21 protein-coding genes, 1 tRNA gene and 1 pseudogene are annotated in these 21,994 nt (G+C 67.1%); 10 read left to right on the top strand and 13 right to left on the bottom strand.

Annotated features, from left to right (window positions below; genetic code table 11):
- Positions 1 to 2 precede the first annotated feature (2 nt).
- Entirely contained in the window at positions 3 to 1,592 is a 1,590-nt protein-coding gene (locus BST12_RS24380; RefSeq protein ID WP_083115814.1) for an adenylate/guanylate cyclase domain-containing protein, read from the bottom strand.
- Between the two features lie 155 nt (positions 1,593 to 1,747).
- On the opposite strand from BST12_RS24380, the gene BST12_RS24375 reads away from it, so the two are divergent.
- Both BST12_RS24375 and BST12_RS24370 read left to right on the top strand, forming a co-directional pair.
- Positions 1,748 to 2,953 (top strand): DNA polymerase III subunit delta', encoded by a 1,206-nt coding sequence (locus BST12_RS24375; RefSeq protein WP_083115813.1) that lies wholly within the window; start codon positions 1,748 to 1,750, stop codon positions 2,951 to 2,953.
- 89 nt (positions 2,954 to 3,042) lie between these two features.
- A tRNA-Thr gene (locus tag BST12_RS24370) sits at positions 3,043 to 3,118 on the top strand.
- A gap of 11 nt (positions 3,119 to 3,129) precedes the next feature.
- On the opposite strand, the gene BST12_RS24365 is transcribed toward BST12_RS24370, so the two are convergent.
- Positions 3,130 to 3,417 (bottom strand): CDGP domain-containing protein, encoded by a 288-nt coding sequence (locus tag BST12_RS24365; protein ID WP_083115820.1) that lies wholly within the window; start codon positions 3,415 to 3,417, stop codon positions 3,130 to 3,132.
- Between the two features lie 147 nt (positions 3,418 to 3,564).
- Positions 3,565 to 5,367, bottom strand: a complete 1,803-nt coding sequence (locus BST12_RS24360) for a hypothetical protein (protein ID WP_083115812.1) — start codon at positions 5,365 to 5,367, stop codon at positions 3,565 to 3,567.
- On the opposite strand from BST12_RS24360, the gene BST12_RS24355 reads away from it, so the two are divergent.
- Positions 5,333 to 6,277 carry an NAD-dependent epimerase/dehydratase family protein gene (locus BST12_RS24355; protein ID WP_083115811.1) on the top strand — a complete coding sequence of 315 codons (945 nt, stop codon included), beginning with the start codon at positions 5,333 to 5,335 and terminating at the stop codon, positions 6,275 to 6,277. The genes BST12_RS24360 and BST12_RS24355 overlap by 35 nt on opposite strands.
- Here BST12_RS24355 and BST12_RS24350 read toward each other — a convergent pair whose 3' ends face one another.
- The 7 genes from BST12_RS24350 to BST12_RS24320 all read right to left on the bottom strand — a co-directional run bounded on the left by BST12_RS24350 (position 6,278) and on the right by BST12_RS24320 (position 11,529).
- Complete coding sequence (locus tag BST12_RS24350; RefSeq protein ID WP_083115810.1) at positions 6,278 to 7,153, bottom strand: phytanoyl-CoA dioxygenase family protein; 876 nt, start codon at positions 7,151 to 7,153, stop codon at positions 6,278 to 6,280. It lies immediately after the preceding gene.
- A gap of 140 nt (positions 7,154 to 7,293) precedes the next feature.
- Positions 7,294 to 7,653, bottom strand: coding sequence for a DUF2304 domain-containing protein (locus BST12_RS24345; protein WP_083115809.1), 360 nt, complete (start codon positions 7,651 to 7,653; stop codon positions 7,294 to 7,296).
- Positions 7,650 to 8,363, bottom strand: a complete 714-nt coding sequence (locus BST12_RS24340; protein WP_083115808.1) for a glycosyltransferase family 2 protein — start codon at positions 8,361 to 8,363, stop codon at positions 7,650 to 7,652. Before BST12_RS24340 ends, BST12_RS24345 begins: the two co-directional genes overlap by 4 nt.
- A gap of 14 nt (positions 8,364 to 8,377) precedes the next feature.
- Entirely contained in the window at positions 8,378 to 9,655 is a 1,278-nt protein-coding gene (locus tag BST12_RS24335) for a polysaccharide biosynthesis protein (protein ID WP_372510903.1), read from the bottom strand.
- Positions 9,656 to 9,703: 48 nt separating this feature from the next.
- On the bottom strand, positions 9,704 to 9,988 hold the full coding sequence (locus tag BST12_RS24330) for a WXG100 family type VII secretion target (RefSeq protein WP_083115806.1): 285 nt from the start codon (positions 9,986 to 9,988) through the stop codon (positions 9,704 to 9,706).
- A gap of 32 nt (positions 9,989 to 10,020) precedes the next feature.
- Positions 10,021 to 10,317 carry a WXG100 family type VII secretion target gene (locus BST12_RS24325; protein WP_083115805.1) on the bottom strand — a complete coding sequence of 99 codons (297 nt, stop codon included), beginning with the start codon at positions 10,315 to 10,317 and terminating at the stop codon, positions 10,021 to 10,023.
- Between the two features lie 81 nt (positions 10,318 to 10,398).
- Entirely contained in the window at positions 10,399 to 11,529 is a 1,131-nt protein-coding gene (locus BST12_RS24320; RefSeq protein ID WP_083115819.1) for a PPE family protein, read from the bottom strand.
- 141 nt (positions 11,530 to 11,670) lie between these two features.
- On the opposite strand from BST12_RS24320, the gene BST12_RS24315 reads away from it, so the two are divergent.
- A complete protein-coding gene (locus tag BST12_RS24315) occupies positions 11,671 to 12,759 on the top strand; it encodes a DUF475 domain-containing protein (protein WP_083115804.1) in 1,089 nt (362 codons plus the stop codon).
- On the opposite strand, the gene BST12_RS24310 is transcribed toward BST12_RS24315, so the two are convergent.
- On the bottom strand, positions 12,740 to 13,228 hold the full coding sequence (locus BST12_RS24310) for an inorganic diphosphatase (RefSeq protein WP_083115803.1): 489 nt from the start codon (positions 13,226 to 13,228) through the stop codon (positions 12,740 to 12,742). The genes BST12_RS24315 and BST12_RS24310 overlap by 20 nt on opposite strands.
- Before the next feature lie 121 nt (positions 13,229 to 13,349).
- Between BST12_RS24310 and dacB the strand changes: the two genes are divergently transcribed.
- The 4 genes and pseudogenes from dacB to hpt all read left to right on the top strand — a co-directional run bounded on the left by dacB (position 13,350) and on the right by hpt (position 17,331).
- On the top strand, positions 13,350 to 14,738 hold the full coding sequence (gene dacB / locus BST12_RS24305; protein WP_139801888.1) for a D-alanyl-D-alanine carboxypeptidase/D-alanyl-D-alanine endopeptidase: 1,389 nt from the start codon (positions 13,350 to 13,352) through the stop codon (positions 14,736 to 14,738).
- Positions 14,735 to 15,778, top strand: a complete 1,044-nt coding sequence (locus tag BST12_RS24300; protein ID WP_083115818.1) for a zinc-dependent metalloprotease — start codon at positions 14,735 to 14,737, stop codon at positions 15,776 to 15,778. Before dacB ends, BST12_RS24300 begins: the two co-directional genes overlap by 4 nt.
- Positions 15,757 to 16,716 (top strand): tRNA lysidine(34) synthetase TilS, encoded by a 960-nt coding sequence (tilS, locus tag BST12_RS24295; RefSeq protein ID WP_083115801.1) that lies wholly within the window; start codon positions 15,757 to 15,759, stop codon positions 16,714 to 16,716. The genes BST12_RS24300 and tilS overlap by 22 nt, the downstream gene beginning before the upstream one ends.
- Positions 16,713 to 17,331: pseudogene (hpt, locus tag BST12_RS24290) on the top strand (hypoxanthine phosphoribosyltransferase). Before tilS ends, hpt begins: the two are co-directional and overlap by 4 nt.
- A 4-nt stretch (positions 17,332 to 17,335) precedes the next feature.
- Here hpt and BST12_RS24285 read toward each other — a convergent pair.
- Positions 17,336 to 18,037 (bottom strand): SIMPL domain-containing protein, encoded by a 702-nt coding sequence (locus BST12_RS24285; RefSeq protein ID WP_245850549.1) that lies wholly within the window; start codon positions 18,035 to 18,037, stop codon positions 17,336 to 17,338.
- Between the two features lie 680 nt (positions 18,038 to 18,717).
- Here BST12_RS24285 and BST12_RS24280 point away from each other — a divergent pair.
- Together BST12_RS24280 and BST12_RS24275 are read left to right on the top strand one after the other, a co-directional pair.
- Positions 18,718 to 19,017, top strand: a complete 300-nt coding sequence (locus BST12_RS24280) for a PE family protein (protein WP_083115798.1) — start codon at positions 18,718 to 18,720, stop codon at positions 19,015 to 19,017.
- An 11-nt stretch (positions 19,018 to 19,028) separates the two neighbouring features.
- Positions 19,029 to 20,258, top strand: a complete 1,230-nt coding sequence (locus tag BST12_RS24275) for a PPE family protein (RefSeq protein ID WP_083115797.1) — start codon at positions 19,029 to 19,031, stop codon at positions 20,256 to 20,258.
- A gap of 18 nt (positions 20,259 to 20,276) precedes the next feature.
- On the opposite strand, the gene BST12_RS24270 is transcribed toward BST12_RS24275, so the two are convergent.
- Positions 20,277 to 21,779, bottom strand: a complete 1,503-nt coding sequence (locus BST12_RS24270; protein ID WP_083115796.1) for a serine/threonine-protein kinase — start codon at positions 21,777 to 21,779, stop codon at positions 20,277 to 20,279.
- Between the last annotated feature and the right edge of the window lie 215 nt (positions 21,780 to 21,994).

The raw sequence follows: 21,994 nt of genomic DNA, 5'->3' as shown, positions 1-21,994 counted from the left end.
GGTTACCGGCTGACTTCGCTGGTGACTTCCTCAACCCCGGCCAGATTCAGCGGGCGCGCCAGCTGAGTGGGGGCGGCCCGGCCCCGCAGCTCCACGACCTCGCCGACGTCCCAGCACAGCGCCTCTGCGTCCAGTGCGCCGCTAACCGCGATAGCCGAGGCCAGCACGTGGCCTTCTTCCAGCTTGGCCAGCTCGGTGAGCCGGGCGGCTTCGTTGACCGGGTCGCCGATCACCGTGTACTCGAAACGGGCCTGGGCGCCGATGTGCCCGGCGATGGCCCGTCCGGCCGACACTCCGATGCCGAACTCCGCGGAACCCAGCACCGGCAGGAGTTCGTCGTGCAGCTCACGCGCGGCGCACAGCGCCGCCCCGGCGCCGTCCGGGTGTTCGATCGGGGCGCCGAAGATGGCCAGCGCGGCGTCGCCCTGAAACTTGTTGACGAACCCGCCGTGCCTGCCGACGGTGTCCACGACCACCCGGAAGAACTCGTTGAGCAGGCTGACCACCTCGGCCGGCGGTCTGGTCGCGGCCAGCTGGGTGGAGCCGATCAGGTCCACGAACAGCACCGCGACGTCGCGTTCCTGGCCGCCCAGTTCGGTGCCGCGCTCGATGGCGCGCCGCGCCACGTCTTCGCCCACGTAGCGGCCGAACAGGTCGCGCAGCCGCTGCCGCTCGGACAGATCGCGGACCATGTCGTTGAAGCCGGCCTGCAGCAGGCCCAGCTCGCTGGCGTCATAGATCTGCATGTGGGCGTTGTAGTTGCCGCGCTGCACCTCCGACAGCGCCCAGCGCAGCTGGCGCAGCGGGTCGGCGATCGACATGGCCACCAGCAGGGTGCTGGCCGAGCCGATGCCCAACGCGGCCAGCGCCAGCAACAGGATGGGGTTGAACAGTTTCTCCGCCGATGCGTGCAGCAGCGAGATCTTGTCCGACACCACCGCCAGCACGATCGCCAACAGCGGCACCGCGGTAGACAGCGACCAGGCCAGCATCAGCCGCAGGATGACGCCAGGCGCCTTGAGGTTTTCCGGCACACCGCTGCGCAGCGCGGCCACCGCCACGGGCCGCAGCACCCGTTCGGACTGCAGGTAGCCGATGATCGCGGTCGCGGTGGCGCCCAGTGCGGTGGCCACCGCCACGACGGGCGCAGCGTAGCGAGCCACCGACCAGCTGGCGATGATGAACACGACGCTGCCCACGGCCCAGGACACCAGGCTGATCACCGTGCGGTAGAACGGCATCCGCAGGGCGCGGCTGCGGGCCAGCTCGGTGGCGGCGGGATCGGTTTCGCCGAGCAGATTGTCGCGACGCTGCCAGCGGAAAACCGGTACCAGCAGCTTCAGGTTCCACACGAAGCCTGCCAGGAACAACAGCATCACCGAGCTGATGAAGATCACCACGTTCAGCTGCGGCAGATCCTGCAGCTGAATGCGGTCGTGAGGTGGCAGGCCGTAGCGCAGGAAGCCCAGGACGAACAGCCCCCCGATGATGTCCGCCTGCAGCATGCTCAGCGAGAAGACCGGCCACGGGGTGCGCACCACCCATCGGACGAATGCGCTGATTCGTCCGGGTAACGCCGCCGTCGTGGCCATTAGCCCACCGTATCGGGCAGCGGTGACTCGTCGGAAACTTCGAACTGCCTCGGCAAGTCGCTCGAAGTGGACGAAAGACGGCGAAAGATTACGGAATTGTCGCGAAACGGCGGCTGATAGGTATCTGTCAGCGGGGGTCGCTACTCTGCCCGAATATGTCCGGGGTGTTTACGCGGCTGGTAGGCCAGGAAGCGGTGACGGCCGAGCTGCTTACGGCCGCCAAAGCTGCCCGTGGTGACTCAGATCACAGCGCGCTGGGCGACGGGACTATGACACATGCCTGGCTGATCACCGGACCGCCGGGCTCGGGGCGCTCGGTTGCCGCGTTGTGTTTCGCGGCCGCCCTGCAGTGCACCGGGGACGGCGAACCTGGCTGTGGGCGCTGTCGGGCCTGTACGACGACCATGGCGGGTACCCATGCCGACGTCCGGCGGGTGATTCCCGAGGGTCTGTCGATCGGTGTCGGCGAGATGCGCGCGATCGTGCAGATCGCGTCGCGCCGCCCGACCACGGGCCGGCGCCAGATCGTGGTCATCGAGGACGCCGACCGGCTGACCGAGGGCGCGGCCAATGCCTTGTTGAAGGTGGTCGAGGAGCCGCCGCCGTCGACGGTGTTCTTGCTGTGCGCCCCGTCGGTGGACCCCGAAGACATCGCGATAACGCTGCGCTCTAGGTGCCGCCATGTGGCGCTGGTGACGCCGTCGACCGAAGCGATCGCGCAGGTGCTGGTCGACAGCGACGGGCTGAGCGTCGAGACGGCTGACTGGGCTGCGTCGGTGAGCGGTGGCCATGTGGGCCGGGCGCGGCGGCTGGCGACCGACCCCGAGGCCCGGCAGCGACGTGAGCAGGCGCTGGGCCTGGTGCGCGACGCCGCGACGCCGGCGCGGGCGTTTGCCGCGGCCGAGGAGTTGGTTTCGGCCGCCGAAGCCGAAGCGGTGGTGCTGACCGCCGACCGGGCCGAGGCCGAGACCGAAGAGTTGCGCACGGCGCTGGGGGCCGGCGGTACCGGTAAAGGCACCGCCGGCGCAATGCGCGGAGCCGCGGGTGCCATCAAAGACCTTGAGCGACGCCAGAAGTCCCGTCAGACCCGCGCTTCGCGCGACGCGCTGGACCGGGCGCTGATCGACTTGGCCACCTACTTCCGCGATGCGCTGGTGGTCTCGGCGAACGCGAGTGGGGTGCAGGCCAACCACCCCGACATGTCCGACCGGGTCGCTGCTCTGGCCGCGCATGCCACGCCCGAGCGGCTGCTGCGCTGCATCGAGGCCGTTCTGGAGTGCCGCGAAGCGCTGGCCGTCAACGTCAAACCCAAGTTCGCCGTGGACGCCATGGTCGCCACTATCGGGCAGGAACTGCGCTAACTATCCGCGGATGGTCACAGCATCACCGCGGTCCGGCTTGGGCGGGTGCGCCGACCTGCCGTAGACTCGTCCCGCCCGCTGAGGGCACCGCCGCCTTAGCTCAGTCGGTAGAGCGATTCACTCGTAATGAATAGGTCAGGAGTTCGATTCTCCTAGGCGGCTCCAGCGAGTTTTTGTTAGTCGTCGATGTGCATGGGTGGCTCGGCGAAGTTGAAATCCGACGGGCGCTGGTCAGGTCCCATCAAATCGCAGTGCTTGTCGGGCACTAGGTAGGAACTGGCGCCGTGGGCCACCCAATTGACGAATGTGACGCAACGCTGCCAGGTTCCGTCAGGCTGAATGGGCCCATCACACTTGTTGAGAACGCCAACTCCGCCGTACTGGCAGCCGGCGTTGGCCGGCGGCGCCGCGGCGATCAGCCCCGCGGCCATTAGCGCGGCACCCAAGGCGGTGCAGGCGGTCATCCGCCGCGGCGACATGATCTTGAATGCAGTCATTGCGAATCCCCTTTGGACTACCGCACCTCAATCATTCCCCGGCGTCGAGCGTGATGCCAGCTTCACGTTCGGCCGCGAGCGTGACGCCAGCTTCACGCTGGCGGCGCACGGTAATCACAGCGGAGCCAGAAAACCCACCGGTCCCGACGCGATGCACAACGCCAGCGCGGTGGTGTTGGCCCGCACCGCGATCGCGTCTCCGGCGCCCGGCAGCCGGACGAAGACGCGGTTGAGGCCGGGGTGCACTGGAACTTTCACCTCCGGGCCCTCGGGCAGCGACAGCGTCATCGAGCCGTCGGTGTTGGCCAGATAGTTCAGTTCGGCGGTCCAGTCCGAGGGCAGTAGCGGCCCGTCCAGAACCAGCCGGGTGGGCTGGTCGGGCTGGGCAAAGTAGCCGCAGTGCGGCATGGGACCGGGCACGATGGTGCGCACCCACGTCACCCGCGCATCAACCAGCCGGCCGGTGCTGGTGAACATGCGCAATTGCGTGGTCGCGGAAGCGAATTCAGGTCTATCGCGCAGCAAGGCGAACATGTGGCTGGCCAGATTCTCCGGCCAGGCCACCCGCTGCAGCACCAGCGGATCGACTTCCTGATCCAATAGCGGCGCGGGCGAATTCGCATGTGCGGCAGCCAGACTGGCGCGCGCATTCTTCAGGTAAGGCTCGGCAGGATTATCGCGCCAGGACGTCAGAAACGTCGACGTCGAATACAGACTGCTGGTCAAAAACGACAGTGCCACAACAACTGTCGCGGCAGTCCGAACCCGGGAAGCATCGAGCCACGCCGCGGACGGCCGGTTGGGGGCGCTGAATGCGACCGCGGCCAACAGCGCCAGCACGACCGCCAAATCGGGGAAATACCGCAGCGTCTGGGCCAGCTCGAGGGCGGTGAACCGCGACGAGCGCATCAGATAGATCGGTACCTGGCAGGCCACCGCATAGCCCGCCGCCGTGAGCCAGACCAGCCCGATGCGCTGCTTGCGCACCAGGGACACGGCCACCGCGAAAACCAGCACGGCCCAGCCCAGCGCCATCACCAGCACGGGGGGACTGGCCCACGGCGACGACGGCGCCCAGCGTTCCCACTCCCACGGGCCGCCGGCCAGACCGGGCACGATGCCGTGGGTGATCGAGCGGCGCAGCAGCGCCCACGTCATCGACAAATCCGAACTCCACCGCCGCTGGTTCACCACGGCTAGATACAGCCCCACCCAGCCGGCCGTCAGCGCCAGCGACGGAATCCACAGGCGCACACCACGCCGCCATACGCGACGCCAGGGCTCGCCGTTCACGTGACCTACCAGAGCGGTCACCGCGAACGCCACGAACGGAATCACCGCGGCCTTCTCGAAGAACAGCAGCCCGCCGAAGTACACCAACACCCCGGACAGCGCGTAGCGCTGACGGCCGGTGCGCACCAGCAGCACCGCATCGCCGCACACCCAGGCCAGCGCGGCCAGCATCGGCAGCGAATTCAGCGCCGCGGCCCACCACGCGAACCCAGGCACACCCAGCGGCGTGAACAGCGCGAACGTCAGCGGAAGCAGCAGCACCGGGCGCCAGCCGAGGATCACGTAAAGCGTGCGCAGCAGCGCCAACGAGGCCAACAATTGCAGCACCACCAGGCTGATCGCCGGCCAAATCCACACCAGCGGGGCCAGCCGGATGATCGTCCCGGCCACCAGGAACGCACCCGGCATCACGTGCCCGTCGTGGTCGTCGAACAGGTACGACGGCGACAGCAGACCCTGCGTGCCGGCCCGCCCGATCAAGATCAGATCGTCCCAGTAGAAGTAGCCATCGAACGCCAGCACCGCACGAACCGCCAGCTGCACGGTGATCAAAGCGGCTGCCGCGAGCACCACTCGGTATGGTGGGCCGGTGCGCGCACTGGTCACCGGGGCAGCCGGATTCATCGGGTCGACGCTAGTCGACCGACTCTTGGCCGACGGCCACACGGTCGTGGGGCTGGACAACTTCGCGACGGGTCGCGCGACCAACCTCGAGCATCTGGCCGACAACTCCGCCTATGTCTTCGTCGAGGCCGACATCGTCACCGCGGATCTGGAAACCGTCTTCAAAGAGCACCAGCCCGAGGTGGTGTTTCACCTGGCGGCCCAGATCGACGTGCGGAATTCGGTGGCTGACCCGAAGTTCGACGCCGAGGTCAATGTCGTGGGCACCATCCGGCTGGCCGAGGCGGCGCGACGCGCAGAGGTGCGCAAGGTGGTCCACACCTCCTCGGGCGGATCCATCTACGGAACCCCGCCGGTGTACCCGACCAGTGAGGACGTCCCCACCGATCCTGCTTCGCCGTACGCCGCGGGCAAGGTCGCCGGCGAGATCTACCTGAACACCTTCCGCCACCTCTACGGGCTGGACTGCTCACACATCGCACCGGCCAATGTGTACGGCCCGCGCCAGGATCCGCACGGCGAGGCCGGGGTGGTCGCGATCTTCGCCCAGGCGCTGCTGTCGGGCAAGCCCACCAAGGTATTCGGCGACGGCAGCAACACCCGCGACTACGTGTTCGTCGACGACGTGGTGGACGCCTTCATCAAAGCGTCCGGCGACGCGGGCGGCGGTCAGCGCTTCAACGTCGGCACCGGCCTGGAAACCTCGGACCGCCAACTACATTCGGCGGTGGCCGCGGCCGTCGGCGGCCCCGACGACCCGGAATTTCATCCACCGCGGCTGGGCGACCTGAAGCGCTCCTGCCTCGATATCGGCCTGGCCGCAAGGGTTTTGAGCTGGCGCCCGCAGGTCGAACTGGCCGACGGCGTGCGTCGCACCGTCGACTACTTCCGGCAGCAGCACGCCGACTGATCAGACCGGGACGGGAACCAGCCGGTCGGCAACCGCATCCAGGAACGGGTGCTCGTCCCCGGTGTCCAGATAGTCCGCGGCCGGCCGCCAGTCGATGCGGCCCATCTTGCCGGCGAACAACCCGTAGCCGATCAGCTCCTGCAGCCGAGGCTCGAAGCGGCGCACCAACTCTCGCGGAATGCTGAGCTGTTGGTTGACCTGCTGGCGCACGAATCCCACGCAGAAGTTGACGGTCAGCGCCGGCCGCGGCGCATTGGTGCGGTTGGCCGCGGCCGTGTGCCACAGGCTGCCGTTCCAGACCAGCGCGTCGCCCGCCTTGATCTCGATCGGCTTGCCCTCCGGGTACGGCGGCGACGGCTGCTCGGCCCAGCGGTGCGAACCGGGCACCACCTGGGTGGCCCCGTTGTCGGCGGTGAAGTCGCACAATGCGATCAGCGCGTTGCACAGCAGCGGCTGATGCGGCCGCGGCAGCGGATACATCTCGTCGTCGCAGTGCAGGCGCTGGGCGACCGCCCCCGGCAGCTGGTTGCTGGTCATGCACCACGACAGCAGGCAATCGTGGCCAAGTACGCCCTCGATCACCGGCAGCAGCTTCGGATGCACCGGCAATGCCTCGTAGCGGGTGCCGTGCAGCAGCAGATTGTCGATGCGCACCCAGTCGTGGTCGGCCTTGGTGACCGGGCGGTGTCCCGGCCACGCCAGGCCTTTCACGACGGTGTTGGAGTTGGCGACGACAGTCGGCAATTCCCGTTCCAGCCGCTGCGTATCCGCAAGGTACTCAGCGAGCGAATCAGCGTCGAGGACGTCCTCGACGACGGTGTAGCCGAACTCGTCGATCTCGCCGACGTGGCGCTCGACCGATGGGTCCTGAGTCATCAGGCCGGCAGCAGGTCCTTTTCCGGCTCGCCCTCGTCGCGGTCGTCGTCGGAAGTGGTGACTTCGTCAGGGTCGATCATGGCGCCTCCTGCGGTCGGTTAAGGGGATGCACAACTGTAAGCCGCATCACACTCAAGGCGCTAGTGCGACTCGGCCGGCTGTGCGTCCTCGGGTGCCTGCGCGCCCTCCAGCGCCACGGCGCGCGCCAGCCGCGCATACCGCAATTCCAAGTCTTTGAACCGCATGTAGGTGCTCAGGGTGGTGAAACTGAACGCCATGATCAGCGCGTAGAGCATCAGGTCGGTGCCGCGGCGCACCCCGAACCAGTGCGCAACCACCGTCGTGTCGTCCGGCCGCAGCACCGCGTACACACCGCCGAACACGAACAGCACGTAGCCCACCTTGACCCACGCTTTGGACCGCGCACTGCGGCGCGAGCCCAGCAGGTAGGCGAGCAGCAGCATGATCGACCCGATCAGCAGCACCTGGATCCAGTTCATCTACGCATCCTCCCTCGCAGGAACCCGTCGAAAATGATGTTGACTCCGTTGAGCAGCGGCTGCCCCTTCGACTTGGAGTATTCGGTATAGAGCACCTCGACGGGATATTCGGCTACCCGCCAATGGTTTTCGGTGATCAGCACAATGAATTCGCTGGCGTGGCTCATGCCGCTCATGGTGATGTTCAGCGCGTCGGCCACTTTCTTGTTGAACACTCGCAGGCCGTTGTTGGTGTCGGTGAGGCCAAGCCGGCGCCCGCGCCGGCTCAACCGCGCGGCGGTTTGCAGCACGATCCGTTTGAGCAGCGGCGGCCGGCTGGCTTGCCCAATGGAAGAAGCCTGGTGCATGGAGTGCGCGAAGCGGGTTCCGATCACGACGTCGACGTCATCGGTGCGCAGCCGCTCGATCATCGCGGCCACGTCTTTGACGCGATGCTGGCCGTCGGCGTCGAAGGTGGCGAAGATCTGGGCGCCGGGCTGCTTGCGCGCGTACTCGACGCCGGTCTGGATGGCCGCGCCCTGACCCAGATTGATCGGGTGGCGGACCAGGTGAGCTCCGGCTGCCAAGGCGATCTCGCCGGTGCCGTCGCTGCCGCCGTCGTCGACGCAGACGACGTTGTCGAAGACCGACCGTACGTCGGCGATGACCGCACCGATGACGGCGGCTTCGTTGTAGGCGGGGATGACGATCCAGACTTCCGGATAAGGCATTTCAAGCCCACAAGTTACACGCCGCCGGCCCGCGCCAGCGCAACCAGATGAACGCCGATTCCCACCAGCGGACCGCAGAGCAGCGCGATCACCGTGCGCGTCTCCAGCGCCAGCGGCAGCAGCAGCAACAATCCGGCGGCCACGGTCGCGCCCACCCAGCCCAGCGAGTACGCCCGGTGCAGCGCGGCGGCCACCGCGCCGGCGCCGGTGAGGGTCAGCATCGCGATCGCGACGGCCGCCGCGGTCAGCCAGGCCAGCAGCGAGCTGCTGGCCTGGTATTGCGCCCCGAACCCGACCCGCAGCAGCCAGGGGCCCAGCACGGCGGCCAGCACCACACCGATTGCGCCGACGAGCGCGATGATCAGCGCCGGCGTGATCAGCGCCCGAATCCGATGGGTGCGTTCGTCGACGAAGTGTGCGATGAGGTTGCCCTGCATGGCGGTCAGCGGGACCAGCAGCGGCGCACGGGTCAATGTCACCGCCAGGATGACCACACCACCTTGGGCGCCCAGCTGAGTAGACGTCAGCTTCAGCAGCACCGGAAAACCCATCACCAGAATCGCACTGGCGCCGGCCGCGGTGATCGAATGCGCGGCGCCGCGCAGAAATGTCCCAGTGCTGCCGGGCGTCAGCAGCCGGGCCGCCGCACGGGCGGCCGGCGAGGTCAACAGCATGATCAGCCAGGCCACCGACCCGGCGACGGTTGCCCACAAGAAGCCGACCAGGCCCCAGCCCAGGATGAATGTCGCCGCCGCGACCGCCACCCGGATAACCGCGTCGGTCACCATCAGCGCGCCGTACTGCGTCCACCGGTTGGTGCCGGCCAACATGCCCAGCAGGGTGGCGTGCAGACAGAAACCCGCCAGCCCGATGCTGAGCAGGGCCACCGACAGCCAGCGGCCCTCGACGAACACCCGCCCGCTCCACACCGGCGAACTGGCCGCGATCACGACAGCTGACGCGAGCCCGACCAGCCCGGCGATGCGAAGCGGATGCGATCTGGGAGTGTCCGAAAGCGCTTCGATATAGGTGACATAGCCCATCGAGCGGACCTCGCGGGTGGTTTCTTGCAGCAGGCCATTGGCCGCGCCCGTCACCAGCCCGAACGCACCCCAGAACACACCGAAGACGGAGAAGCCGGCCGGCGCCAGGTTGCGAGCTGCCAGGTAGATCACCGCGTAGCCGCACAGGGCCGTCACCGCCGTTGCGCTGCCAACCCGGGCGACGCTACTGCGCGCGACCGGTCCAGCTGGAGCTGCCGCCGAGCCGCCGACTTCCGTCACCGTCGAAATACTAAGCGGGCAATGCCCGCCGGTTGTCCAGGACGGGTCAGAACGAGGTCAAGCCCAGCTGGAACCCACCGCCGAGTCGGTCTGTGCCATGTTGCTGCCGGCGGACTGAACCTTCTGACCGTGCGCGTTGGCCTGCTCGTAGATCACCTGGAAGTTGCGGCCCAGCTGCGTGATGAAGTCCTGGCAGGCCACCGAACCGGCGCCACCCCAGAAGTCACCGGCGGCCAGCACGTCGCGCACGATCGCCTGGTGCTCTGCCTCCAGCGAAGCCGCCTGAGCGCGAATTGTGGCGCCGTGGGCGTCCACGTCACCGAATTGGTAATTAATCGTCATGATCGAAGTCCTTTCAAAAGTCTTGGCTATTTCTAGCTGCTGAGGGTCTGTTGTGCGGCTTGCTCTTGCTGCTCGTAGTTATTGGCGTCGCGCACAAGTCCGTCGCGCACCCCGTGCAGCATGTTCACGATGTTGCGGAACGCGGTGTTCATCTGGCCCATGGTGTCCAGTGAGGTCGCCTCGGCAAGGCCGCTCCAGCCAGCGCCGGAGATGTTCTGCGAGGACGCCCACATGCGACGGGCCTCGTCCTCGACGGTCTGGGCGTGCACCTCGAAGCGGCCCGCCATGTCCCGCATCGCGTGCGGGTCGGTCATAAAGCGTGTAGTCATTCCATTGCTCCTTTCCAGAACAAAAAACAATCAAATTGCGTGTAGCCGAAAAGCGAAGAAAACTAACCCATCACCCCCGCCCTATCCGACCCCGGTCCGCGGTATCACGCTGGGCCGAGACTGCACCACATTCGAACCGGCACCGCCGCGGCCCATCATCGGGCCGGGCATACCCGCACCGGCGCCCGCGCCCATCGGCATAGGCATCATCGGCATGCCGCCGCTACCCGTCGGCGCCGCGGCCGCCAGCTCTGGAGCCGTGGGAACCACGCTGCCCAGCCCGCGCACCGCCGAACTGGCCATGGCGGCCGGTGTCGAGCCCGCCCAGGTCGGCGGTACCGACATGGCACCGACCAGGCGGCCCTGTCCCAGCGCGGCCGACATTCCCGCGCCCAGGCCACCGCCGCCGAGACCCTTCGCGGCAGGACCGATGTCCCCGACGAACTTCGGCACGTCGGCCAGCCCGGCGGCCGCCGAACCGGCCAAGCCGGCCGTACTCGAGTTCGCCGAAGTCGCCAGTTGCATCATCGGCGACATCAGCATGCTGGCCGGATACATCGCGATCTGCGCCACCGACATCAACGACTGCACGGGCAGCGCGGAGGCCGCCGACTGCACGGCCGTCACCGCGCCCGACACCGCAGCCGTCGCCGTCGAGGCCAACCCGGACAAATTCAGCCCCGCCAAATCAAGCGGGATGGTGAACGGCGTCAGCGCGGAAGCCACCGATGCCGCGCCGGCGTTGTAGCCCAGCATCGCGGCGACGTCCTGCGCCCACATCTCCGCGTAGTCGAATTCGGTACCGGCAATGGCCGGCGTGTTCTGCCCCAGGAAGTTCGTCGCGATCAGCGACAGCAGGGACACCCGATTGGCCGCCACCGCCGCCGGATGCACCGTCGCCGTCAGCGCAGCCTCGAAGGCCGATGCGGCCGCACGGGCCTGGCCGGCCGCCTGCTCGGCCTGCGCCGACGCCGCACTCAGCCAGCCCACGTACGGAGTGGCCGCTGCTGCCATGGTCAACGACGTGGGACCCGACCACGGTCCACTGACCAAGCCGCTGATCACCGACTGGAACGACGACATCGAGGCCTGCAAATCCGCGGCCAGCGCCTCCCAGCCCGCGGCCGCGACGAACAGCGGCCCTGATCCGGCACCGGCGAAGATCCGCGCCGAATTGATTTCCGGCGGCAGCCAGGAAAACTCTGGTATCAGCACGTGGACGCTCCTAGGGAATGCGTTTGAGTCTCAGGTGAAGACGAGGTTTGCAGGCGTTCGTTGAGTAGGTATTGGGTAAAGATTGAACTGGCTGGCCAGCGACCCGATTCCGCTGGTAGAAGGACCCGTGAGAGTTCATTGACAACGTTCCGCGTTTTCGCCTTGTCGCTGGCAGTGACCGCCGTGGCGCTGGTGCTCGGCTACCTGCACGGCGGGCCGAGCGCCCTGTTCCTGCTGGCGGTGCTGGGTGTCCTCGAGGTGTCGCTGTCGTTCGACAACGCCATCATCAACGCCACGGTGCTCAAGCAGATGAGCCAGTTCTGGCAGCGGATGTTTCTGACGATCGGGATTCTCATCGCGGTATTCGGAATGCGTCTGGTGTTCCCGCTGGCGATCGTGTGGTTCAGCGCCGGCCTGGACCCGGTGCGCGCCATGCGGTTGGCCCTGCATCCGCCGCCGGGCGGGGCGCTGGAATATCCCGACGGCTCAGCCAGCTACGAAAAGCTCATTCATGCCGCACACCCGCAGATCGCGGCCTTCGGCGGCATGTTCCTGCTGATGCTGTTCTTGGATTTCGTCTTTCACGACCGGGATATCAAGTGGCTCAAGTGGATTGAGGGTCCGTTCGCGCGTATCGGCCGGCTCGGTCAGGTGCCGGTGGTGGTGGCCGGAGTGACCCTGATCCTGGTGGGCCTGCAGTTGACGCATACCGGCGACGGGCGCGCGACGGTGATGACCGCCGGCGTGCTGGGTCTGGTGACCTATCTCGTCGTCAACGGTTTGAGCACAGCGTTTCGGCCCTCCGACGCGGAGGAGGAAACTCCCGGGGCGGTGGGCAGAGCCGGCTTCACGCTGTTCCTCTATCTCGAAGTGCTCGACGCGACCTTCTCTTTCGACGGCGTCACCGGTGCCTTCGCGATCACCACCGACCCGATCATCATCGCGCTGGGCCTTGGCCTGGTGGGCGCGATGTTCGTCCGGTCGATCACCATCTATCTGGTCCGCCAGGAGACCTTGGACCGCTACATCTACCTCGAACACGGCGCGCACTGGGCGATCGGCGCGCTGGCCGTCATCATGCTGGTATCGGTTGACCACCGATTTCAGGTACCGGAGTGGATCACCGCTTCGGTGGGCGTGGTCTTCATCGCGGCGGCCTTCAGCGAAAGCGTGTGGCGCAACCGGCGCGTGTTGCGCGAGCGCGCGCTCAGTGCCCCTCGGTCTTGAACCGTTCGATGGACCGGTTCACCTCGGCTTCGGCCTCGTCACGGCCGACCCAGTCGGCGGCCTTGACGAACTTGCCCGGCTCGAGGTCCTTGTAGTGCACGAAGAAGTGCTTGATGGCGTCCAGCTCGTGTTCCGGGACGTCGCCGATGTCCTGAATGTGGTCCCAGCGGTGGTCGCCGGCCGGAACGCACAGCACCTTGTCGTCGCCGCCCTTTTCGTCGACCATCCGGAACATTCCCACCGGCCGCGCCTCGACCAGCACGCCCGGGAACAGCGGCTGCGGCAGGAGCACCAGCGCGTCCAGCGGGTCGCCGTCCTCGCCGAGCGTGTCCTCGATGAAGCCGTAGTCGGTCGGGTAGCCCATCGGGGTATAGAGGTAGCGGTCCAGACGCACCCGTCCGGTCTCGTGGTCGATCTCGTACTTGTTGCGCTCACCCTTCGGAATTTCGATGGTCACGTCGAATTGCACGGGTCGGCTCCTTAACTCGAATGCGTCGAAGACACCCTAGTCGAGGCGGTGCCTGCACACTGCGTCGCGGCTGGTTCGGCAGAATGGGCCGGAGAAAGGCACCACAAAGAGAAAGAGTGTCATGGGACCGAAACGTTGGCGAAGGACCACCCAGGTGTTCATCGGGGTGGCTGTGCTGGCGTTTGTCGCCGCCCTGGTGGCGGCCGCGGCATTCTTCACCACGGGCGGCCACGGGACCGGTGGTGCGCGCTCACCCGTTCCGCCGCCAAGGCCGCCCACGGTGAAACCGGGCGTCACCCCGGTGGCCGACACGGCCACGGCGCCGAGTCCGACGGGCGTGCTGGCCGCGCTGGCGCCTACGGTGGCCGATCCCAATCTGGGCCGGCTGGGCGGCCGGATCACCGATGCCCTGACCGGCAAGGAACTCTGGCGCCAGCTCGACGACGTGCCACTGGTGCCGGCGTCGACGAACAAGGTGCTCACCGCGGCGGCGGCCCTGCTGACGCTGGATCGGCAGACCCGGATCAGCACCCGTGTGGTGGCCGGCGGAGCGGCCGCGCAGGCCCCGGTCGTGCTGGTGGGCGCCGGGGATCCGACGCTGTCGGCCGCGCCACCCGGCCAGGACACCTGGTACCGGGGCGCGGCGCGCATCGCCGACCTGGTCGAACAGATCCACCGCAGCGGTGTGACGCCGACGGGGGTGCAGGTCGACATCTCGGCGTTCAGCGGTCCCACCATGGCGCCGGGCTGGGACCCGGCCGACGTCGACAATGGTGATATCGCGCCGATCGAAGCCGCGATGATCGATGCCGGGCGGATCCAGCCGACGACCGTCAACTCGAGACGGTCGCGCACCCCGGCGCTGGACGCTGGGCGCGAACTGGCCAAGGCCCTGGGCCTCGATCCTGCGACGGTGACCATTGCGTCGGCGCCGGGTGGGGCGCGGCAGCTGGCGGTGGTGCAGTCGGCGCCGTTGATCCAGCGGCTGTCCCAGATGATGAACGCCTCTGACAATGTGATGGCCGAGTGCATCGCCCGCGAAGTTGCCGCGGCCATCAACCGGCCGCAGAGCTTCACCGGCGCGGTCGACGCGGTGACCAACCGGCTGAACACCGCGCACGTCGACACCGCCGGTGCCGCGCTGGTGGATTCCAGTGGCTTGTCGATACTGGACCGGCTGACCGCCAAAACGCTGGACGGCGCCATGCAGGCCGCGGCGGGACCCGATCAGCTGGTGTTGCGGCCGCTGCTGGATCTGTTGCCCATCGCCGGTGGCAGCGGCACGCTGGGCGAACGTTTCCTGGACCGGTCCACCGAACAGGGTCCGGCGGGCTGGCTGCGGGCCAAGACCGGCTCCCTGACCGCCATCAACTCCTTGGTCGGTGTGCTCACCGACAGCAGCGGACGCGTGCTCACCTTCGCGTTCATCTCCAACGAGGCGGGACCCAACGGCCGCAACGCGATAGATGCCCTGGCGACCAAGCTGTGGTTCTGCGGGTGCGCGACGTGACCCCGGCTTCCGATCTCACCCTGGGCAATACGGTCGATTGGCGATTTGCCGCCACGGTCGGGTCCAAGCTGGCCCGCCCCGGCCCGCCGACCACGGAATACACCCGTCGCCGGGCGATCGACGAGTTACTCAATGCGGCGGCCCAGGCCGAACCGCCGGTGCGCGAAGTGACTGGTCTGGTCACCGGCGACGTGGTCCCGCCGGCGCGCGTCGTGGACCGGCCGGCGTGGATTGCGGCCGCCGCCGAATCGATGCGGGCCATGACCAACGGCAGCGAGCAGCCGCGTGGTTTCCTCACCGGGCGGCTGACCGGCGCGCAGACGGGTGCGGTGCTGGCCTTTGTGGCGTCGGGCATTCTCGGTCAGTACGACCCGTTCGGCGGGGCCGATGAGGGCGTCTTGCTGCTGGTGTATCCCAACGTCATCGCGGTGGAACGGCAACTGAAGGTCGACCCGTCCGATTTCCGGCTGTGGGTGTGCCTGCACGAGGTCACCCACCGGGTGCAGTTCACCGCCAACCCCTGGATCGCCGGCTACATGTCGGAATCGCTGGGGTTGTTGACCAAGGAACCCGCCGACGACATCGGGCAGGTGGTGGGCCGGCTCGCGGACTTCGTCCGCAATCGCGGCTCCGATGACGGTGCTCATCCGAGCGGGATCCTGGGCCTGGTGCGAGCCGTGCAATCCGAACCGCAACGCGAGGCCCTCGACCGGCTACTGGTGCTCGGCACCTTGCTCGAAGGCCACGCCGAGCACGTGATGGATGCGGTGGGGCCGGTGGTGGTGCCGTCGGTGGCCACCATCCGGCGCCGGTTCGATGAACGCCGGCAACGCAAGCAGCCACCGCTGCAGCGGCTGCTGCGCGCCCTGCTGGGTCTGGATGCCAAGCTCAGCCAGTACACCCGCGGCAAGGCGTTCGTCGACGACGTGGTGAACCGGGTCGGGATGAAGCGGTTCAACACCATTTGGACCGGCCCGGAGACCCTGCCCCTGCCCGCCGAGATCGAACGCCCGCGGCGATGGATCGACCGGGTGCTGTAGGGCAGCTGCGTACGGCTGTCGAGAAGTTTGCGACGGCCTATCTCGGCCGCCCCGACCGGTGGTGCGTCGGGCTGTCCGGTGGCCCCGACTCGCTGGCACTCACCGCGGTCGCGGCTGGCTTGTTGCCCACCCGGGCGCTGATCGTCGACCACGGCCTGCAGCCGGATTCGGCCGCGGTAGCCGAAACGGCGCGGGTGCAGGCGCTGTCACTGGGATGTGTTGAGGCGCAAGTATTTTGCGTGGCAGTAGGTACCGACGGCGGCCCGGAGGCCGCGGCGCGTGCGGCCCGCTACGCCGCGCTGGACGCGGGCCGTGCCGGGCCGGTGCTGCTGGCCCACACTTTGGACGACCAGGCCGAGACGGTGTTGCTGGGGCTGGGCCGTGGCTCGGGCGCCCGGTCGATCGCCGGCATGCGACCGCACGACCCGCCGTGGTGCCGGCCATTGCTGGGGGTGCGCCGCAGCGTGACCCATGCGGCGTGCGCCGAGCTGGGCCTGGCGCCCTGGCAGGATCCGCACAACACCGATCGCCGCTTCACCCGGACCCGGCTGCGCAGCGAAGTGCTGCCGCTGCTGGAAGACGTGCTGGGCGGCGGTGTCGCCGAGGCGCTGGCCCGCACCGCGACGGCATTGCGCGAGGACACCGAGTTCATCGACGCGATCGCGGCGCAGGCGCTGCCGGACGTTTCGGCCGGGGCGGGGCTGAGTGCTGGGGGACTGGCCGCACTACCGGATCCGGTGCGGCGCAGGGTGATTCGCGGTTGGCTGCTGGCCGGCGGGGCGATCGGCCTGACCGACAAGCAGATCCGCGGTGTGGACACCTTGGTGACCGCTTGGCGCGGCCAGGGCGGGGTGGCGGTCGGGTCCACGCTGCGCGGTCAGCGGATGGTCGCCGGGCGCCGCGACGGTGTCCTGACGTTGCGGACCGAACCGATTTGACGCCTGCGTTGGTTGTTGGGCGGGCGACGTGGCTACGCTGTGGTCGTGACGGCTGAGCTGTACCCGGGCGACATCAAGTCGGTGTTGCTCACCCAGGAGCAGATTCAGGCGCGCATCGCCGAGCTCGGCGAGCAGATCGGCGGCGATTACCGGGACTTATCCGCTAACACCGGCCAGGACCTGCTGTTGATCACTGTGCTGAAGGGTGCGGTGCTGTTCGTCACCGACCTGGCCCGCGCCATTCCGTTGCCCACCCAGTTCGAGTTCATGGCGGTCAGCTCCTACGGGTCCTCGACATCCTCGTCCGGGGTGGTGCGCATCCTCAAGGATCTCGACCGCGACATCCACGATCGCGATGTGCTGATCGTCGAGGACGTCGTCGACTCCGGGCTCACCCTTTCCTGGTTGTTGCGCAACCTGACCAGCCGCCACCCGCGTTCGTTACGGGTGTGCACGCTGCTGCGCAAGCCCGAAGCGGTGGGCGCGAACGTCGAAATCGCGTACGTGGGCTTCGACATTCCCAATGACTTCGTCGTCGGCTACGGCCTGGACTATGACGAGCGCTACCGCGACCTGTCCTACATCGGCACCCTGGACCCCAGGGTCTACCAGTAGCGCGCTACGTCAGCTCCCAGATCGCCGTCACCGAGAAACTCACCGTCTGCTGACCGGGTTCCAGCGGCACCATCGAAGCGCGCGGCGCCGGCTGGGTGCCCGTCGCCGGCGTGGAGCCGGCGGCTTCGGAAATGGAAAGCACCTTGCCCAGGTGCAGGCCGGAGAGCTGCGCGTACTGCTGGGCGCGGTTCTTGGCGTCCTCGAAGGCACGCGCCCGCGCGTCCTTTACCAGCTGCGAGTCGTCGGCTATCGAATAGCTGACCGAACTTATCCGGGTGGCGTCACCGCCGGTGCCGACGATGAGGGCCAGCAGACGCGATGCGGCGTCCGGCGGGTGGATCTTGACCTCGATGGCATTGTCGGCGCGGTAGGCGGTAATGGAGGCGGTACCGGTGGCTTCCGGCGTGCTGTACTGCGGTTGCAGGGTGACCTCGGTGGTGCGGATGTCCTTGCGGTCCACCCCGGCGCCGGCCAACGCATTGACGACGGCTTGCTGGCGGTCGTTGGTCTGGTTCATCGCGGTGGTCACGTCGGCAGCGGTGAACGAGATCCCGACGTCGGCGGTCAAGGTGTCCGGGACGCCTTGCACCTGCCCCGACCCGAACACCGTCACCTGCCGCGGATTTGCCCCCGGCGGCGCAGGATTGTGCGAGTCGCAAGCCGACAGCACCGCTGCTGCGATCCCCGTGAACAGGGCGAAAGCCATTGGATTACAAATAGATCCCCGGCGACTCCATCGAATCGGCATGACTGGAACCTTAGCGTCTCGGGGTGACATCGTTCGTTCACCTGGCGTTCAACCGGTGTGCGCAATCGCGCGGACCCCTGGTCGGCGCAAGGGCCTTAGCAAAGGGTCGACGGTTACTTGCGCTCAACATCTTTCAATGGTTGCGCAGGTCTATCTCACCAATTCGACACCCGTTCAGCATGGTTGCTTTTGCGGATTGCAAGGGCGCCGTGCCGCGCCTTTAGCGCCATCCTATTCACCGGCTTCGCGGCGCGCCGCATTTTAGCGTGTCCGGTTGAATCCTTTTATGCCACAGCGCCGTTAGGGGCGCGCCATGTTATTTCCTGACGCACAACGGGTTTCTGCAGGTCAACTGCGCCCGCACTTACCACGCACACTAGCGTCAGCGACTGCGGTTACCCCCAACTTCATATCGAACTCTAATCATATTTGATTCCAATATGTTTCATACAAATGTTCACAGCGTCCTGGACTTATGTGGCAGCAAATGAATAGTTACTGACTCCATAGTGAACAGCATGTATGGGACCTGGGGTGTTGCTTGTTGGCTGCCCTAACCTGGCGTTTGATCGGCTTCGGCGCCGCGTTATTTCGCGCTGAAAGCTTTTGACGCAAATTCAATTCAGGGAGGAAATCAAATGTCGCTGGTGATCGCAGAGCCAGACGTGTTGGCGGGATCCGCCGCGGAGCTGCTGTCCATCAACGCAGCGATGCGGGCCGGAAATGCCGCCGCCGCCGGGCCGACGACAGCGGTTGTGCCCGCCGCCTCTGACTTGGTATCGCTGCTGACGGCCGCGCAATTCGCCCAGCATGCAAGGCTTTACCAGGAAGTCAGCGCCCAGGCCGCCGCGGTCCAGGAGCAGTTGGCGACCACGCTCGGTATCAGTGCCGGTTCGTATGCGGCCACCGAGGCCGTCAACCAGGCCACGTTCGGTTAGCGAGACGAATCGTGTTTGATTTCGGAGGTTTACCGCCGGAGATCAACTCCGGACTGATGTATGCCGGACCCGGCTCGGGGCCGATGCTGGCTGCCGCAACAGCGTGGGAAGCGCTGGCCGCCGAGCTGCAGAGCACTGCGTCTGCATACGGAACGGTGGTCGCCAGCCTGATCGACGGACCATGGCAGGGTCCTTCGTCGGTATCGATGGCGGCCGCGGCCACGCCCCAAATCGCGTGGCTCAGCAACGCTGCCGACCAGGCCCAGGAATCTGCGGCGCAGGCGGTGGCGGCCGCGAGCGCCTACGAGGCGGCGTTCATCTCGACCGTTCCACCAGCGGAGGTCGCGGCCAACCGGGCCCTGCTGATGACGCTGCTGGCAACGAACTTCCTCGGCCAGAACACCGCGGCCATCGCGGCCACCGAGGCGCAGTACGCCGAGATGTGGGCCCAGGATGCGACAGCGATGTACGGCTACTCGGGTGCATCGGCGGCGGCGACGACGTTGCCGCCGTTCGACCTGAAGTCGATCAGTAGCGGCCTGAACGGGGTCAGCGGCCAGTTGAGCGCCGTGTTCAACGCGGCCAACGGAGCCGCCAGCGGCCAGGGGCTCTACGAGGTGCCCAAAATGCTGTCGAAGTTGGCCGGCATGACCAATGAACCGCCGTGGGCGTCCAACCCGCTTAATGTGCTCGGGCTGACCGGGCACACCTGGAACTCCAACGGCGACGGGATCATCGTGAACGGACTGATGGGCGACTTGGTAGAAGGCATTACGGGGTCGGCGACCGTAGACGCCAGCACCGGCTTTGACGCGTTTATCAGGCTGGTCTCTCCGGTACGGCTCTTCTCAACGGCTTTCAAAGACATCGAGGGCATTGCCCAGACCCTCGTGCCGGCGGCCAAGGCCGCCGAGGGTGCCGCCAAGGCCGCTGTAGGGGCGTTACCGGCAGCCGTTCCGAATGTCGGTGGCCTGGGCGGGATTGCGGCTGCCGTCGGAAATGCGGCCAAGGTCGGTGCAATGTCGGCGCCGGCATCCTGGGCCGGCAGCGTCCCGGCAACGCCCATCAACGTGGCGCTCAACGGCCTCGCGTCCGGCGCGGCCGCCGAACCCGCCGCCAGCGCATTCGGCGGGGTGCCGCTCATGCCGGGGGCAGGGGCCGGGCGCGGCGTCGCCAACTTCGCCGCTCCCCGATACGGATTCAAGCCGACCGTCATGGCGCAACCACCGCTCGGCGGATAACGCCCAAACCGGCTGGCGCTATCGCAGATTCGGGCAGTAGGCGGTGATCGCCGCGTTGATGCCGGCGGCGGCCTGCTCGGGGGTGATGCCCTGGTTGCGGTTCACGGTCGCGGCGGCGGCATCGTTGGGGCTGCCGCCGTTTTGGATACCCACACAGACGGCACGGCCGGTTGCGGCTGCGGTGGCCGGGTCGGTGATGGTGATACCGGGAATCTCGGACACGAGATTGAGGAAAGTCTGGTCGGGTGTCGGTTGCTGGGGAGCCGGCGTGGCCGGAACGCGCCGCGGAGTCGAGGGCACTGGAGGCGGGGCGTTCTGCGCGGCCGGCTCCACTTTCGGCGACGGCGGTACCGCCGGTGGGGGTACCGCTGGTGGCGGTGCTGGTGGCTCCGGTGCCGGCTGCGCCAGCGTTGGGGAAGCAGCCGGCAGGCCCTGTTCAGCCGGGGCTGTGTCGTTGTCGATCGGGTATCCACTGGCGCCGACGGCCGCAAGCGCGATTACCGTCGATGCCGCGGCGAAGATTCGCCACGGTTTGTGTCGTCGTTGTTGGTCGGTGTCAGTCAACGCCTTTGGTACATCTGTCGGCTTGGCGGGCCTGATCGCCAGCGGTCTCGGCATTGTCGAAGCCGAAGCTGTCGGGTGTCTGCCGGAGCGGGCTGCCCGTACGAACGCGTCGGCGAAATCAGTGCACCGCGGGAATCGATCGGCGGGATCCTTGGCCAGGGCTACCGCAAGCACCGGGTCGAAAACCCTGAGCATGGGCCGGGTTTCGGCTAATGGGGGCGGTGGCGTGGTCAGGTGGCGGCCGATGACGACGGCCGGGTTGCTGTGCGGGAAGAGTGTTGACCCGGTCAGCAGGTGGTAGGCGGTGGCCGCTAGCGCGTACTGGTCGGCGCGGCCGTCCATTGGTTCGTCGGTCAGTTGTTCTGGCGCCGCGTAGGGAAACGTGCCGATGGTCATGTTGGTCGCGGTCAGACCGCTGGCGTCGAACATATTGCGCGCTATCCCGAAGTCGCCCAAGAGGATTCGTCGATCACCTTCTTCCGGTTGGCTGAGCAGGATGTTCGCGGGGCCGACGTCGCGATGCAGAAGATCATGGTGCTGATGCGCATAGTCGAGTGCGCCGGCGATCGCCGCGACTATCGTGGCCACCTCGTCTGCCGGCATGCCGACCGGATAGTGGTTGCGCAACAAACTCGCCGCGTCGGTTCCGTCGACGAAGTCCATCGAGATCCATAGCTGTCCGTTGAATTCGCCGCGGTCGTTGACGCGCACAATGTTCGGATGCCACAGCGCGGCCGCGAGGTCCGCTTCTCTGACGAATCTGCGGCGGTAGTCGTCGTCGGTAGATACGGCATTGCCCAATACCTTGAGCGCTTCGCGCCGGGGCAGTCGCGGGTGCTCGGCGAGATATACCTCGCCCATTCCCCCGGATCCCAGGAACCGAACGATGGTGTACCCGGCAAACACGTCGCCGGCTTTCAACCCGATGTCGTGGCCTCGATCAACTATCCCAGTCATTGCACAGTCCGTAACCGCGATGCCCAGCACTGCTTCAACGAATGCTCCGATTACTGTATACCAGCAGTTAATTAACAAGCCATTGTTTGTTCACCTACAATTCACCTTTGGTTTCGGCCGGTGGTCGGCGGTCAGAACGGTGGTTCGTCGGGCAGGGGAGCTGGCATGGGTTCGTCGGGTGTCCAGTCCGGGGGGAGTTCTTCGGGTTCGCGTGG

Source organism: Mycobacterium angelicum, assembly GCF_002086155.1.
Classification (GTDB): domain Bacteria; phylum Actinomycetota; class Actinomycetes; order Mycobacteriales; family Mycobacteriaceae; genus Mycobacterium; species Mycobacterium angelicum.
The sequence above is the reverse complement of the archived record's forward strand: the minus strand, read 5'-3'. Positions and strand labels throughout refer to the sequence as shown.